The organism is Arcobacter defluvii, assembly GCF_013201725.1.
GTDB classification, from domain to species: Bacteria; Campylobacterota; Campylobacteria; order Campylobacterales; family Arcobacteraceae; genus Aliarcobacter; species Aliarcobacter defluvii.
In genome coordinates, this window is record NZ_CP053835.1 from 1,858,305 (window position 1) to 1,874,653 (window position 16,349).

Here is a 16,349-nt window from a genome sequence, read left to right on the forward strand (position 1 = left end):
AATTCCTTTGTTTATCAAATAGAAAACAATTAATAAACTGGCATAAATATAGTACCAAGATTTTATCCTGGTACTATATTTTTTTTTGGCTCATTTTTAATTAATAGTATTATCTAATATTAATTAATATTATTTAGTATTTATTAATATTTAAAGATATTTTTAAGCATTAATTAACATTAAAAATTATATTGTTAGGAAACTAAAATGGCAAAAGCAAAAAAGAAAAAAGATAGTGAACTTTATAAAGGTTTATCTTTATTTGATTTTGTATCAAATGAGATAGAGAATAAATTAATAGATTTAAAAGAAAGGGTAGAAGATGGAAAGAATACAAGCGGAAGTGAACTGGGATTATTTGGAAGCGAATTTAACACAAGAACTGTATCGGGAGATAGAGGACGAATTGGGGAACAGTGGAACAATAATGACTCCTTACAACTTGGAAATACTGGAGAGATGGATAAGGGAATTTCCAATAATCAAGACATTAACAGAATTAACAGGACTCTCAACAGCGATGAAATTACAAGGACAGATGGAGCTGGAAATATTGGAAAGCAATATAGCCAACAAGATGAGAGCGAATGGAATAACGGATATGGAGATACTAGAAGAGAGAGGGATAGACCCGTTCAAATTCTTCAAAGAAATAATGATTTAAAAATTGATTTTAAATCAAATGATGAAGTTATTATTACAGGTACGAAAGATAAATATAATAAAAATATAGAAGCTATAAAGCTTTTAAATATTCTTCAAAAAGAAAAAAGATATGCCACTCCTGAAGAACAATTAACATTAAATAATTATTCGGGATGGGGTGGTATTCCTCAAGCTTTTGACAAAAATTCATCTTCTTGGTCTAAAGAATATGTAGAACTAAAAAATATACTTACAGAAGATGAATACAAAAGTGCTAAAACTTCAACGATGGATAGTCATTACACTCCTAAAATAGTCATAGATACTATTTATAATGCTTTGGATAAATTTGGATTTAATAAATCAAAAGAAACTAAAGAAATACTAGAACCAAGTGCTGGTAATGGTGCCTTTCTAAGTTTTTCTAAAAATCATTTTAATAATTTTAATTTTGATTGTGTTGAACTAGATAAAACATCAGCTAATTTATTGAGGAAGTTATATCCTAACCAAAAAATTTATAATGTTGGTTTTGAAATTTTAGAATCTAAAAAGAAATATGATGCAGTAATTGGTAATCCTCCTTATGGACAAAAGAAGATATTTGATATGAATAATAATGATATATCAATGTTAAGTGTTCATAACTATTTTATGGCTAGAGCTATAAAAGAATTAAAAGATGATGGTATAGTAGCTTTTGTAACTTCTAGCTATTTCTTAGATTCTAAAGATTCAACATTAAGGGAACAATTAAGCAATGAAGCTTCATTTGTTGGTGCTATTAGACTTCCGAATAATACATTTAAAAATAAAGCTGGTACAGAAGTAACGACTGATATAGTTTTCTTTAAAAAAGGTATAGATAAAGATATACACAAAGATTTTAAAGAAACAACAATATCAACGCATCATACAAAAGATATTGAAAAACCTATTTTTATAAATAAATATTTTGAGGAAAATCCTTCAAATATTTTAGGAAAAATGGATTTTGTAATGAGTGGAATAGGAGAAACTACTCAATGTTTAGATATAGGTCTAAATATGGAAGAGGAACTTAAAAAAGCTATTTCAAGACTTCCTGAAAATATTTATAAATATCATAATGTTAAAGAACAAGCACAATATTTTGAATTAAAAAATCCTGATTCACATTTATTAGATTTAAAGAAAAACAATTATTTTTTAAAAGATGATGAGATTTATATAAAAATCAATAATTTAGATACGGATGATGGAAAAGTTTTATCGTATAAAAAACCTATATTAAACCAAAATGAAAAAAATAAAATACTTAAATTTATAAATATTAGAGATACTTTAAATTACATTATTGAACTTGAACAAGCTCCTATCGAAGATACTAATCCAAAACTTGTTGAACAAAGAGCATTACTAAATAAATATTATGATGAATTTGTAAAAAAAGAGGGTTATTTACATAAATCTACAAATAAAAAAGCTTTTGCAAATGATGTTGAAGCTCAAAAAATACTAGCTTTAGAATTAGAATATTCAGCTGGAGTTAGTAAAGAAGTTGCTAAAAAGAATAATATTGAACCTGTTGAAGCTAGTGCAAAAAAAGCTGATATTTTTGAAAGAAGAACTATATCGCCTTTTGTAAAAATAGAAGTAAACAATCCAAAAGAAGCTTTAATCTCTAGTTTAAATCAGTTTGGGAAAATTGATTTAAACTATATGGAAAATGAATTAAATATATCAAAAGATGTAATCATAAAAGATTTACTAGAAAAGAAATTAATATTCATAGACCACACAACTATCAAAAATGACGATGTTAGTTATGTTCTTGCAGAAAAATATCTATCAGGAAATGTTAAAAGTAAATTCCAAGAAGTTCAAGAGTTGGTTAAAGAGCATAGAGAATTAGAGAGTAATTTAAACAGTTTAAATGAAGTTTTACCAAAAGATTTAAAAGCAGTTGAAATTAGTGTTTCTTTAGGTACTTCTTGGATACCAAAAGAATATTATCATCAATTTTTTGAAAGTCATTATAAAACAAATAGGGATAATTGGAATTTATTACACAATAAAACTTCGGGTGAGTGGACATTTGACGGGAACGGGAATTATTTACCAAGAGATATAGTTTCAAAATATGGTACTTCTAGGGTTGGAGTATTTAGAATTGCTGAGAATGGTTTAAAAAATAGTCCTATTAAAGTATTTGATACTTACTTAGATGAAGAGGGCAAACAAAAACAAAAAATTAATCAAGAAGAAACAGCTCTTGCAAATTCTAAATTACAAATTTTAAAAAATGACTTTTCTGAATGGATTTATAAAGACATAGATAGAAGAACTGATTTAGAAAAAATTTATAATGAAACATTTAACACAGATGTAGAGCCTAACTATAATGGTTCTCATTTAACATTCCCTAATCTTAACAATTCAATTAAATTAAGAGTTCATCAAAAAAATGCGATTTGGAGAGCAATACAGGATAAAAATGTATTATTCGACCATCAGGTGGGTGCTGGAAAAACTTTAGTTACGATTTGTTCTATTATGGAACAAAAAAGAATGGGGTTAGTTAATAAACCTATTATAACTGTACCAAACCATTTGATTGGTCAATGGGAAAAAGAGTTTTACAAAGCATATCCTAACGCAAATTTATTAGCAACAAATAAAGAAGATTTAGAAAAAAATAATAGAGAACAATTTTTTGGAAGAATTGCTACAAATAATTATGATGCAGTCATAATGTCACATAGTCAATTTAAACTTTTACCAGCTCCTTATGAAATTGTAAAAGAGCAAATAAATGAGGATATTTCTATTTTAGAAGATATGCTTGAAACTCAAAAAGAAATAGCCCAAAGAGATGGTAAATCAACTAGAGGTTTTTCAATTAAAGCTACAGAAGGAAAAATAAGTAATTTTAAAGCTCGATTAGATAATTTATTGCAAGAAAATAAGAAATCAAAGAGTATTGATTTTGGAGATTTAGGAGTGGATTTATTAGCAGTTGATGAAGCACATACTTATAAAAATTTATTAATTACAACTTCTATGGGAGATATATCAGGATTAGGAAATTTGAAAGGTTCTCAACAAGCTTATGATATGTATTGTAAAACAAGATATTTAAATGAGAAAAACAATAAAATAGCATTTCTTACAGGTACACCTATTTCAAACTCGATAACAGAATTATATACATTACAAAGATATATGCAACCTAAAGAGCTTTCAAAAAAAGGGATTAGTAGTTTTGATAGTTGGGCTTCAACTTTTGGGCAAGTTACTTCTTCGTGGGAATTAGATAGTTCAGGAGTAAACTATAAAATAGTTTCAAGATTTAATAAATTTAACAATGTTCCTGAATTAACAAAGATGTATAAAACTTTTGCAGATGTAATCACAAACAATGATATTAAAAAATTTGCTAAAGATTTTGTACCAAAATTGTATAACGATAAACCAATTAACACAATAGTTCCAAGAAGTGATATAGTTGCTGACTTTATTGGAGTACCTGACTCAAACAATCAATATCAAAAAGGTTCTATTATTTACAGAATGGAACATCAAGAAGAAGATATACATAGAAACAATCTATTAGCTTGTACAACTGACGCAAGGAAAGCTGGACTAGATTATAGATTAATCAATCCAAATGCAGAAGATTATGAAAACTCTAAAGTGAATGCAGTAGTAAATAATGTTTATAAAGAGTATTTAGACTGGAGTGATGTTAAAGGTACACAACTTATATTTTGTGATTTATCAACACCAAAAATAAATTCTCAAAAAATAGAATTAAATGAAGCTCTAAATAGCAATAATAAAATAGAGGAAATAAATTTAAATGATTTGATAGATAATGAAAAATCTAAAAGCAATGATGAGCTTATAGCTGAAACTTCTAAATTTGATATTTATTCAGATATTTTAAAAAAACTTGTTTCGAAAGGTGTATCTCAAGAGGAAATTAGATTTATACATGATGCTAATACTGATTTACAAAAATCAGCATTATTTGATGATGTTAAAAGTGGTAAAGTAAGAGTTTTAATTGGTTCTACATTTAAAATGGGTGCTGGTACAAATGTACAAGATAGAGCTGTTGCAATTCATCATATAGATTGTCCTTGGCGACCATCTGATTTAGAACAAAGAAACGGAAGAGTAATAAGACAAGGGAATAAACTATTTGAAGCCGACCCTGAAAACTTTAGAATAAAAGAGTTTAGATATGCAACTGAAAAAACATACGATGCTAGAATGTGGCAAACTATTGAAAGTAAAGCAAAATCAATAGAGCAATTTAGACAGGCTGGGCTAAGTTTAAGAGAATTAGAAGATTTTACAATGGGTTCAGCAGATGCAGCAGAAATGAAAGCAGAAGCAACAGGAAATCCTTTAATTTTAATGCAAGTTCAACTCTCAAGTGATTTAAGAAATGAAGAAATTTTTTATAATAATTTCAAAAAAGAAATATTTAATAATGAAGAATTTTTGAATAGAACCATAAAAAATAAAAGTGATAGTGAAGTTGAATTAAAAGATTTATATTCATTAAAAGAGCATTTATCTAAACACACTATTGACAATTTTAAAGGTAGTTATTATTCTATTGAAGATGAAGTTAGAAAAAAAATAGATTTTGATATTCCTAAAGAAGATATTGATGAGTCTAATAAAATGGTTCAAACACAATTAAAAAATGCTTTTGATAAAAATGTGGATGAAATGTTAAAGTACAAAAGTGATATTAAATTCTTTGATTATAGAGATATTGCAATTTATGGTAATAGACTAGATAAAACAAAAGTAGAGTTTTATTTAAAAAATGAGAAAGATAGTTTAGTTTATGAACCATCTAATCTTACAATAAGAGCTGAATCAGATTTATTAAATGGACTTAAAGATTCAGTAACATTAACGGGATTAATCAAAAGAGTAAACAATTTTTATGAAAGTTTGGATGATAGAATTAATAACTCTAAATCATATATTACAAAATGTGAAAAAGATATTAGAGAATTATCCATTATTACAGGGGAAAATGCTCCTAAATATAAGAATTTTGATTATCTAACAGCTCTTAGAAGTGATAATGAAAGAATAATTAATGAAATAAAAAGAACATCTAAAGAAAAAGACTATGTTTCAACTTGGAAACCAAAAAGTGAATTAATAAAAAATAAACTTCAACAAACACAAGTGATAAAACCTTTTAAACTAAAAGAAAAAAATAACTCACAAGAACTTGAAAGATAAAAATATAGTACCAAGATTTTATCCTGGTACTATATTTTTTTTGGTTCAATTTTAAATTATCAATATTTTTTAACATTATTTAATATTAATAAATACTTTTAAGTATTAATTAATATTATAAATTATAATATTCAATTAGTGATATTAATTAATATTAATTAATACTATTTAATATCAAATAAATTTTAAGAAATGGAGAGAAAATGAACTCAACTAACAAAATTGATACAACTTTTATATCAAAAATATTTGAAGAAGATAGAATAAATAGATTAAAAGAAGCAAGAAGTAAATTTTTTATTCTTGATGATTTTATTGAATTTGAAACAAATAAACAAATTTTATATGTTCAAAGTGATTTAAGATTAGCTCACCAATTACTGCTTCAAAGTTTGAAATACATTGATGAATGCTCTAATACGAAATATCTAAATTTTAATAATTTTAAAAATCTATGTGAAAATTTAAAATCAAATTTTAAATCAATATTCAAATTTGAAAAAATAGAAAATGATGAATATGAATATAAACAGTATAGAGTTACTATTACAAAAAATAACTCTACTTACACAGCTATACTCACTGAAAATAAACATAAAGAGGATTGGAATTATAAATATTGTAGTTATGCAGCAATTTTTGATGTAAATGAAGATGAAAACTACTATTTATTTAAAGAAAATGTTACAGAAGAATATGATATGTCAGTATATAGAGATTCTAATAGATTTAACTTTTCTAAAATGATAAGACAAATTATATCAGGAACTAAAAAAGAAGATAAAGAGTATAAATTAGAATTAAGACAAAATAATGACTTTTTTATCTCTTCAAAAAAACAAATAAATCAAAATTTTAATGACCTATTAGAACATATTGAAAATAGTATTTCAGAATATGATGAAGAACTAAAACATATAGTAGATGGTAAAAAAGAGTATGTTTTTAAAGATAATGAATATGTTGGTGAAAGTACACTTAAATTAAATTCAAAAGCTCGAAAAGTGATTAATAAAAATAAATACACTTACGATTTATTTATAAAATTACTTGATATTAAATTTCCAAATATTGAAATTATCAAATTTACTTATTTCTTATTGCACTATAAATTAAAAGGAAAATTATGAATATAGAATTATTAGAACAGATAAGAGTGTATCAATCTGTTTCAGGTTATACAAAAAAAGCTCTATCAAAAGAAATTAAAAAAATAGAAAGTTTTGAGGAATAAAAAATATGGTACTTATAACAATTGCAAATTTAAGAAGTGGTGGAAAATCATCTATTGCAAGATTAGTAGCTGAAAAACTAAATACAACTATTTTAAACTTTGATAAAAAAAGAAATAGTGAAGCTTACAATGTAGTTTCAACAATAAATATCCCTGAAAATAAATCTATTACTAGAAAAGAGGATTGTTTAATTTTGAAAGATAAAACAACAGAGCAAACAATAAAAACAAAATCAAATTATTTGATTTGTGATTTAGGTGGATATTTTGATGAAAGATTAGTTGATTTAAAAAGTGATTTTTATATTATCCCCTCTTTTGATGATTATGAAAGTATTAGTGAGAGTATGAGAACAGCTCATTTTATTCTCAAGGGAAATATAAAAGCTAAAATAATCTTTGTACTAAATGGTGCTTTTATTGTAGATAAAACAACTAAAGATGAGAAAATAAAAGAGTTTCAGGAACATATAGAAGTAAATGGATTTAATAGATTCACTACTCTATTCTTACCAAAAACAACTTTAATGAGAAAACTGGTTGATATGGGAACAATGAAAAATGATTTAAAAGGTAAATTTGAACAAGATATTAAGTACAAAAATATAGATAAATTTATAAGTAAACTTGTTAATTTATTAACAACTAATTAGTGTTCATTTCATTTAACTGAAATGAACACTAATTAAAATATTAGGAACAAACAATGAAAATAACACCTTTAGAAAAATATGAAATTATTGGATTTATAATTGCTTTAATAATTTTAGCTTATGCAATATTTTCATAAAAAATAAAAAATAAAAGGATAAAAATGAGCGAAATTATAATTAATTATATATACCCTTTAATGATTTTGATTCTACTTTATATTTCTATTTTACAGGAATATAAAATAAAAGCTGTAAAAAAAGAACTTAATTTAATAAAACAATATATTAATAATTTGGAGAAAAATACGAAAAGGAATAATAATGACAATTTTAATAGATAATAAAAAAGTTTTAAAATGGAAATAACTTTAAATCTATCCCTAATACCAATCTTTTTATATGCAATAGTTATTGTTATGGTAATACATATTAGATATAAATATTGGAATTAATTAATGGCAACAAGACAAGCTCACGCAAGGAAAATGACGAATCAAAGAATTAAAAAAACAAAAGAAAAGATATTTAGCTGCATAAAAGGAATGTTTGCATTTGAATATCAAGATTCAAAAGGTAATTGGCTTATTTCAAAAATTGCAAAAGATACAGGAACAAGTCGAACAACTGTATATAAATATTTAAAGGAAATAAAATGATTGAAATAGTAATTTGTGGTTGGATTTTAACAGTAATATTTTTTCTTGTTGGATTTATAGTATTTTATCTTGAATATGAAGAAAGATATAATGAAAAATGCAATCTAGCAGAAGAACTAGAAGAAGTCTTATTTTTAGTAACAGATATTCTACATGATGAATATAAAAGAAGTCTTTTTACACAAGATGAATTATCATATATTCTTACAAATGCTCGTTTATTTACTAGATATGGAAGAGTAAGTATAGGAGCTCTACAAGATAACCCTACTTTTATAAAAAGAGATAAGGCATTTATAGAATATCTAAAAAATGATGTTTGGATTAAAATATATGGTAGGGCTTTTGATACATTTCAAGATATAAAAGATAATTTATAATGTTAGTTAGTATTTATTAATACTAACTAACATTATGATATAATATAAATAATAAAAGAGTTAATTAGGTCTTGGAATGTAAATGAATAATTTTAAAGATTACCTATTAAATACAAATAAAGTTAGAGTAAAAAATCTCGAAGAATTTCACACAAGAGAAAAAGAAATTACTTCAATAAATATAAAATATCTAATAATAAAGATATAAGTAAAGCAAGTATTAACTAATATTATAAAATATTAACTAATACTAAATAACATCAAAGGAAAGAAAATGGAAAAAAGAAAAATAGAGCCTGTAAAAATAGATGATTTGAATATAACTATTGAAACAAAAGAAATTTCAGATTCAAAATCAGAAAAAGTTGGGCGACCTAAAAAATTTACAAAGAAATTAAATACTCCTGTAAATATATATCTTTCAGAGGGTCAATTACAAGCTATTGATGATAAGTTAAAAGAGATTGGATTTAGTGTAAGACAAGATTATTTTAGAAAGCTTTTAAGAGCTGATATACCAAATTTCGATGAATTGTAATATATTTAAAATAAATATATTATTTAATTCTAAATAACATTAATAAGGATTATAAAATGGCAATAGATAAAAGTAAAGAATTTAATATTTTCGCTGGTGTAAATGGAGCTGGTAAAACAACTTTATATTTTAAACAGTTAGAAACAGAAAAAAATAAAAATTTTGGATTAAGAGTAAATATAGATGAAATTGTACAAGCAATAGGTGACTGGAAAAATCCAAAAGACCAAATCAGAGCTTCTAAAATTGCCTTAAAAATTAGAAATGAGCATTTAGAGAATGGTTATTCTTTTAATCAAGAAACTACTTTATGTGGGAAAAGTATTATCTCTTTTATTCATAAAGCAAAAGATAAAGGATATAAGATAAATCTTTATTATGTAGGGCTAGAAAGTGAACAAATAGCAAAAGATAGAGTGAAAATAAGAGTTGCAAAAGGTGGTCACGATATAGCTCCTGAACTTATTGAAAGAAGATACAAAGAATCATTAGAAAATTTAAAATCAATTTTACCTATTGTAAATAATTTATATCTTTTTGATAATTCAAAAGAATTTAAAAATATAGAAACAAAAAAAGATATTGAAAATACAAATTGGCTTAAAAATATTAATGTATTAGAAAAAATAGTTGAAAAAAAAAATTTAAACCAAAAGATAAAACAATATCTAAAAATCAAGATATAGAGAGATAAAAAATGGAAGCTGAAAGAATTTTTGAAAAATTTTTTGTTAATCAAGCTGAGATATTAATTGATAACTTATTATCTCATTATAATGCCTCGACATATTCAGAGTTAGCATCAAAAATAAATACTACACAACAATCTATTTCAAGCTGGAAACTTAGAAATTCTATTAATGCTATTAAAAAAAAATGTAAAGAACTTGGAATATATAACGAAATATTTAAAGATTTTAATAAACAACAAATCAATAAAAATGAAATCAAAATCAATGATACTTTACTAGAACAAGTAAAAGATAAAGCTTCAAAATTTGGCTTAGAGTTAAACAGTTATATAGAATACTTAATCATTCAGGATTTAAAGAAATAGAGATTATCTATCTCTATCATCTTTTTTAATAGGTTTCCCAAACTTATTAGGCTTTTTACCAGTCGAAATATTTAAGCCCTCTTTAGCTTCTCTCTCTTTTTTCATTCTTATAAATTCTGCTGTTTTATCTACAACTGTTTCAGTTCCATATTTAACTTTTCTGTTATTAGTTTTAGGAACTGATTTTAAATCTTTTTCAGCTCTTCCTAAAATAGAACAATCCCAAACATTTTTTAAAACCGATTTTGTATAAACAGTATATTTTTTAGTTTTCTTATCAAACTTTTTTAGTTTTACTTCAACAGGAACTCTATCTGTAATTTTAAATCTTACATATTCCCCTACTTTTATATCATTATCTTTTACAACTCTTTCTAAATCTTCACTCCATATATCAATTATTTCACCTCTAGTAGTTTTATATTTTACATAAAAACTATCTTTTGCATTTTCATCAAATTTATATTTAGCTTTTCCAAATTCTACAACTTCATAGTGATGATTTTTAATTTTATCTTCATCAGCTCCAGTTAAATTTTTGTCCTGTACTGTTCTATCAAAATTTTTATTTTTATCTAAATCATATTTTACATTTCTACTTGTTGCATAAGCTTCAATTCCTAAATCTCTTAAATTTTTAGCATAATCTCGTCTTAAATCATATCTATCTTTGTGCTTAAAATCTATTCTATGTCCATTAATATCTTGTATTCTTAAATCACAATGTATGTGTGGATTATCTGTATCACCATGAAAACTAAAAACTGCTGGATTGTTAGGATATTTTTCTCTTACACTTTTTATAACTGCTTCCATAAGTTTATCAGCTGGAGTTGAATTATGTTCTTTCATAGAAAATACAAAATTCATAACTTCTCTTCGTTCTTTACCATTTATATTTTCAAATTCAGGAATAGCTCCATCATGATTATATAAATCAATATAATCTTTTATTTCATCTTTTCCTTCGTATTTATTTCCATCATTATCATATAAAGGCAATTCATAATCTCTTGTAATATATTCAATATGTCTTTTAAATACATTAAGATTTTTTGAACTTCCAGTTATTTTTATTACTGCTTCTTTACCTCGTGGATTATCTTTATTTTTTGTAGAATTTTTATTTTTTTGTTTATGATTATATGAAGTTCTTGAAGCATTTTCTAATCTAGTATATACTCTTTTTGCTAATAGTTCATCTTCAAAAAGTCTATATCTTCTAGCCAAAATTAATCCCTATTATTTGCAAATTTTAAAATATCTTTTATTTCATTTGAGATTAAATCTAATTTCTCATTTACTTCATTTATACTATTTTGTAAATTTGTATAATCATCACTTTTTAACTCTTCTTTGAAATTAACTTTTTTATAAATTGAATTTATATTTAATCCAATTCTTTTGATTTGAAAGTTCAAATTAGAAAGTTCTTTTAATTCTATTGGTAAAAAATATTTATTCTTATAAATAGAATTTATCAATCTATATCTTATCTCGCTTGTTAAACTTTTGTTACCAGTTTTTTTTAATTGTTCTTCTAAAAATATTTTTTCTTTTTCTTTAATTCTAAATCTAATTTGTGTTTCAAAAGTATCATCTATATTTTTATAATCTTCTATAAATTCTTTATTATAATTTAATTCTTTTATTTGTTCTAGCTTTTCATTTAAAATAGAAATTACAATTTTTGTTAATGGTATGCTTGTTATTTTTTTTATATCTTTTAACATATTATAAAGTTCATCACCAACATTTAACTCAATTAAATTTAATTTTCTTTTATTCATTTAATCCTCATTTTTTATACTTAAAAAATATTTTTTCGTTAGAAAAAATCTAAAATCGCAGATTTTAGCTAAGAGCTTTGCAGAACAGGTGGGGAAATATATAACAAAAAAAGCCCTGCTTTTTGTGTTATAGTTTCCGTTCCTGCAATACAAATTAATTAAATAATAATACATTTTTAAAACTTTAGAACAATTAAAAAAATAAAATTGATTTAAGATTAGATAATTTATAATTCATTTAAATAGTTTATAATTTAATAAAAAGGAAAGGTATGCAAATAAAAAAAAGTGATGAGATAGTCAAAATTGAAGAAGCTTTAAAAAAAGCAAAACAAAAACAAAAAGAAGCTTTAAAAAAAGCAAATATAGAATTTACTGAAAACATTTTAGTAAAATTAAGCACAGATGATAATTTTAAAATTGAATTTAAATCTATTTTAGAAAAATACAATTTAATTAACTGCATTAATATATTAGAAAATAATTATGATGCATTCAAAATAAATCAAAAACAAATAAAAGAGAAAGAAAATGAATAAATTAAATTTAGATTATGTACCTAAAGAAGTTTTTAAGTATAAAGAATATTTAGATTTTATGGAAAGTAAAAAAGTAAGGAAGGGGAAAGATACAACTTATACATTACTAGATTTTGTTACAGAAGAACAAAGAGAAATTGATAAAAAAGAAAAAAGTATAATTAACAATTTAACTTCTTATGACCCAACACCAAAAGAGATTCAAGAACATTTTAATTTTGTAACAAAAACATTCAATTATTTAAAAGAAAAATATCCTAATGATGAATATTTAATATCTTTAGAAAATGAAGAAAATATGCAAATTATAAAATGTTCTTTTGATTGGTATAAAAAATATGGAATAGAGAAATGAAAGTTATTTTAATATTAGGAGTTAATGGAAGTGGGAAAAGTACATTTTATAGAAATAATCTAAAAGAGCATTTTGAAAAAGAAAATATTTTTTACATAAATGCAGATGAGATAAAACAACAACTTGTAAAAGATGGAATTGAAAATAACCAAGCAAAAATAAAATCAGGACAAATTGCAATTAGTCAAATGGGAAAATATATAAAAGAAAAGAAAAATTTTGCATTTGAAACAACTTTTACTGATGATGGAGCAATGGGAAGTATTGCAATTATGAAAGAACTAAAAAAACAAAACTATGAAATTGAAGGATATTTTATTCATTCAAAAGATGTAAATTTAAATATTGCAAGAGTAGAAGATAGGTTCAGAAAAGGAACTGGACATTTTGTTCCAGCAAATATAATAAAACATAGATATGAACTCTGTGTAAATAATGTAAAAGAATATTCAAATTTATTTAATAAATTAGAATATATTGATAATACGAATTTAGATTTTAAAAAATCAAATGAAAGAAATTTATTTGGAGTAAAAGAAAAAAAACTCTTCTCTCCAAAAGAGAAAATGAAAAATACAGATTTAGATATTTCAAGATAAACTTGAAGTATCTTTCTTCTTAATTATTCTATAAATCTTATTTGAAATATTATAAATAAACTTAGTAAATTCCCATAAAATTTTTAAGATTACTATAAATAATGTAATAAACATTATAATAGTTTTTACTGATTCAATTAAAGCAATTTGAGATTCTTTTTCTATATTCATTTTTTAATTTCCTTATAAAAATATTTTTCATTTTTGAAGATTTTGAGGGTTTGTCTTTTCTTCTTTTTTTTAATTTTTAAGAAGATTAAAAAACTTATCTCTTTTTCTTTAAAAACAAATCTTTTTCACTTTCGTTAGTTCATCGGGCTTTTTATTAAGTGTATCAGATATGTTTTTTCTTGGTTGGAGCTTAAAATTTTTTGAAAGGAGGGATAACGGAACAAAGTGAGTATATGCTCATTTAAAAAATTTTCAGAGTAAAGTAAGAAAATAACATATCACACTTAAATTTTATAAAAAGCTGAACTAACAAAGTTCATTTAAAAAGATTTAAAGAAAAGAGAATAAATAAGTTTTTCTTCTGTTGCATAGCAAAAAATTAAAAAGTTAAAAGAAGTCATTATATTTAAAATAGATAGTTCCAATTTTAATTGGACCAACTATTTTAATCAATTTACTTTACACATGAACTTATAAATTTAATCTATCTCTGATAGATCATATATTTATAAGTTCAATAAAGTATTACTCTGTAATTGTTTGTAGTAAAAATAAAAAGTTAAAAAATCTTACTTTTATGCAGCACTTCTTGTGCAGCATAAAAGACTATATTAAGTAACTATAAAAAAATCAATATTGCAAGAATTACATTTAATAGATAAATTAGGTTTTCCCCAAACAGAAGAACTACATTGTGGACACATATATTTAGTTTTTTGTTTTATTTCATTAAGAGCTCTAACTTCTTCAACTGGTAAGATGTCTTTTATTATCTCTCCAACTGTTGTATATAAATTTTCTAAAATTTTATCATCATCTAAACTATCTATAACATCTTGTAGCTCTTCTTCATCTAGTTCTTGATAATCTTCTTGAGAAAAAGGTGTTTTAACTGTTATTTCATTAGGAAACCTATCAAACCACTTAACATATAGTCCATCTTTAAATATTTTAATACATAACTTTTCAAATTTACCTCCTCTTTCAGGGTAATCATTCATCTTTTGTCCAGTTTTTTTACCTCCAGCTCTTCCTGTATCACTTGGAATTAATCCAATACTTTCCATTTTATTAGCCCACTCTTGGTTATGATAAGTTTTTCTTGATGGAGTACCAAATTCAAACTGCCAAAGATGACACATTTCATGAACTACTGTTTGAAAAATTTCTATAAAATTACAACTTCCAAAATATGCTGGATTTAAAGCTAATTCATGATTTTTCTTACCTTTATCATTTATCCATCTATCAGGACTAAAATATCCCATAACTTGTTTTTTTCTTTGTACTGTTATTAAACAATTAGGTAATGTATTATCAAACAGTTCTCTATTAAAAATATTATAGATTTCTTGTAAATCTTTATAAAATTCTAAAGTAGGTATTTTTTCATTCATATATTTAATCTTTTATATTTAATTTCTTAAATTATATCGTACGATACAAATAAATAAATTAAAATAATCTATTAAATAAAAAAACTACTACAACTGTAGTGTTACTTCTTTTTTGTATTAAAGTATTAATACTATGTATTTGTAGGAATACAAAAATCTATAGATACCAAATAAACATATTATTTTTGGCATACCATTAATTTTATAATTAATGGGGATAAATTAAAAAATTGAGTAGGTATTAATTTTATAATTAAGGGGAATTAGTTTGTACATTTGGTGGGTATTAATTATAAAATTAATGGTTAATTTTAAAATTAATAGTAATTTTATTTATAATTCAAAAGCTACTTTATTTTTAGCAAAATATTTATTTTTCTATTTTATAAGGACACCTAAAAAGACACCTTTTTTATAAAAATGAAAAGTATAAAATCATTTCTTCAAATAAAAGCCTATTTTATGGGCTTTTTAAATGGCGACCCCAGCAAGATTCGAACTTGCGTGTTCTGGAGGAAATCCCATCACCTTTGATTATTGATATATTGTAGTTTTTCATTTATTTAGCCTTTACCATTTCTGCTTTTGCATAATTAATTAATCCACCTGTTGCAATTAATTCTTGCATAAAAGGAGGAATTGGAATAAATTTATATGTTTTATTAGTAGTATTATTTGTAATTTCACCTTTATCTAAATCAATTGAAATTTCTTCACCCTCTTTAATTTCTAAAGATTCAGGTAATTCAAATATTGGTAATCCCATATTAAATGCATTTCTATAAAAAATTCTAGCAAATGAAGGTGCAACAACAGCAGCAACTCCTGCAGCTTTTAATGCGATTGGTGCATGTTCTCTACTTGAACCACATCCAAAGTTTTCACCAGCAACAATAATGTCACCTCTTTGTAATTTTTTTGGAAATTCAGGATCTGCATCTTCCATTACATATTTTGCTAAATGTTCAGGATCTGAACTATTTAAATATCTAGCTGCAATAATAACATCTGTATCAATATTTGCTCCAAAATTCCACACTTTTCCAGTAATTTTATTCATAATATATGTCCTTGTATTT

Annotated in this window: 17 protein-coding genes; 12 read left to right on the top strand and 5 right to left on the bottom strand. The window is 24.0% G+C overall.

Annotated elements, in window-relative coordinates:
* Nucleotides 1–207 precede the first annotated feature (207 nt).
* The 9 genes from ADFLV_RS09310 to ADFLV_RS09345 all read left to right on the top strand — a co-directional run bounded on the left by ADFLV_RS09310 (nt 208) and on the right by ADFLV_RS09345 (nt 10,419).
* Nucleotides 208–5,901, top strand: a complete 5,694-nt coding sequence (locus tag ADFLV_RS09310) for an SNF2-related protein (protein ID WP_129011282.1) — start codon at nt 208–210, stop codon at nt 5,899–5,901.
* A gap of 203 nt (nt 5,902–6,104) precedes the next feature.
* A complete protein-coding gene (locus ADFLV_RS09315; protein ID WP_129011283.1) occupies nt 6,105–7,031 on the top strand; it encodes a hypothetical protein in 927 nt (308 codons plus the stop codon).
* Nucleotides 7,032–7,140: 109 nt separating this feature from the next.
* The gene (locus ADFLV_RS09320; protein WP_129011284.1) at nt 7,141–7,788 is read left to right on the top strand and encodes a hypothetical protein; all 648 of its coding nucleotides are present in this window, start codon (nt 7,141–7,143) and stop codon (nt 7,786–7,788) included.
* Nucleotides 7,789–8,243: 455 nt separating this feature from the next.
* Complete coding sequence (locus ADFLV_RS09325) at nt 8,244–8,444, top strand: helix-turn-helix domain-containing protein (protein ID WP_129011285.1); 201 nt, start codon at nt 8,244–8,246, stop codon at nt 8,442–8,444.
* The gene (locus tag ADFLV_RS09330) at nt 8,441–8,824 is read left to right on the top strand and encodes a hypothetical protein (protein ID WP_129011286.1); all 384 of its coding nucleotides are present in this window, start codon (nt 8,441–8,443) and stop codon (nt 8,822–8,824) included. Before ADFLV_RS09325 ends, ADFLV_RS09330 begins: the two co-directional genes overlap by 4 nt.
* Before the next feature lie 82 nt (nt 8,825–8,906).
* The gene (locus ADFLV_RS15245; protein WP_268812261.1) at nt 8,907–9,032 is read left to right on the top strand and encodes a hypothetical protein; all 126 of its coding nucleotides are present in this window, start codon (nt 8,907–8,909) and stop codon (nt 9,030–9,032) included.
* Between the two features lie 66 nt (nt 9,033–9,098).
* Nucleotides 9,099–9,362: a hypothetical protein gene (locus tag ADFLV_RS09335; RefSeq protein ID WP_129011287.1), complete on the top strand. Its 264-nt coding sequence runs from the start codon at nt 9,099–9,101 to the stop codon at nt 9,360–9,362.
* 56 nt (nt 9,363–9,418) lie between these two features.
* Nucleotides 9,419–10,048, top strand: a complete 630-nt coding sequence (locus ADFLV_RS09340; protein ID WP_172658761.1) for an ATPase — start codon at nt 9,419–9,421, stop codon at nt 10,046–10,048.
* Between the two features lie 11 nt (nt 10,049–10,059).
* Nucleotides 10,060–10,419: a hypothetical protein gene (locus ADFLV_RS09345; RefSeq protein ID WP_129011289.1), complete on the top strand. Its 360-nt coding sequence runs from the start codon at nt 10,060–10,062 to the stop codon at nt 10,417–10,419.
* 3 nt (nt 10,420–10,422) lie between these two features.
* Here ADFLV_RS09345 and mobP1 read toward each other — a convergent pair whose 3' ends face one another.
* Both mobP1 and ADFLV_RS09355 read right to left on the bottom strand, forming a co-directional pair.
* Nucleotides 10,423–11,649 carry a MobP1 family relaxase gene (gene mobP1 / locus ADFLV_RS09350; protein ID WP_129011290.1) on the bottom strand — a complete coding sequence of 409 codons (1,227 nt, stop codon included), beginning with the start codon at nt 11,647–11,649 and terminating at the stop codon, nt 10,423–10,425.
* A 2-nt stretch (nt 11,650–11,651) separates the two neighbouring features.
* Entirely contained in the window at nt 11,652–12,209 is a 558-nt protein-coding gene (locus ADFLV_RS09355; RefSeq protein ID WP_129011291.1) for a hypothetical protein, read from the bottom strand.
* Nucleotides 12,210–12,481: 272 nt separating this feature from the next.
* Here ADFLV_RS09355 and ADFLV_RS09360 point away from each other — a divergent pair, with 272 nt between their 5' ends.
* From ADFLV_RS09360 to ADFLV_RS09370, 3 genes are read left to right on the top strand one after another with little or no spacing between them, the layout of a single operon-like run.
* A complete protein-coding gene (locus ADFLV_RS09360; RefSeq protein ID WP_129011292.1) occupies nt 12,482–12,748 on the top strand; it encodes a hypothetical protein in 267 nt (88 codons plus the stop codon).
* On the top strand, nt 12,741–13,103 hold the full coding sequence (locus ADFLV_RS09365) for a hypothetical protein (RefSeq protein WP_129011293.1): 363 nt from the start codon (nt 12,741–12,743) through the stop codon (nt 13,101–13,103). Before ADFLV_RS09360 ends, ADFLV_RS09365 begins: the two co-directional genes overlap by 8 nt.
* Complete coding sequence (locus ADFLV_RS09370; RefSeq protein WP_129011294.1) at nt 13,100–13,702, top strand: ATPase; 603 nt, start codon at nt 13,100–13,102, stop codon at nt 13,700–13,702. The genes ADFLV_RS09365 and ADFLV_RS09370 overlap by 4 nt, the downstream gene beginning before the upstream one ends.
* On the opposite strand, the gene ADFLV_RS09375 is transcribed toward ADFLV_RS09370, so the two are convergent.
* The 3 genes from ADFLV_RS09375 to ADFLV_RS09385 all read right to left on the bottom strand — a co-directional run bounded on the left by ADFLV_RS09375 (nt 13,694) and on the right by ADFLV_RS09385 (nt 16,330).
* The gene (locus ADFLV_RS09375; protein WP_129011295.1) at nt 13,694–13,873 is read right to left on the bottom strand and encodes a hypothetical protein; all 180 of its coding nucleotides are present in this window, start codon (nt 13,871–13,873) and stop codon (nt 13,694–13,696) included. The genes ADFLV_RS09370 and ADFLV_RS09375 overlap by 9 nt on opposite strands.
* 611 nt (nt 13,874–14,484) lie before the next feature.
* Nucleotides 14,485–15,270: a SprT-like domain-containing protein gene (locus ADFLV_RS09380; RefSeq protein WP_129011296.1), complete on the bottom strand. Its 786-nt coding sequence runs from the start codon at nt 15,268–15,270 to the stop codon at nt 14,485–14,487.
* A gap of 559 nt (nt 15,271–15,829) precedes the next feature.
* The gene (locus ADFLV_RS09385; protein ID WP_014474487.1) at nt 15,830–16,330 is read right to left on the bottom strand and encodes a 3-isopropylmalate dehydratase small subunit; all 501 of its coding nucleotides are present in this window, start codon (nt 16,328–16,330) and stop codon (nt 15,830–15,832) included.
* Between the last annotated feature and the right edge of the window lie 19 nt (nt 16,331–16,349).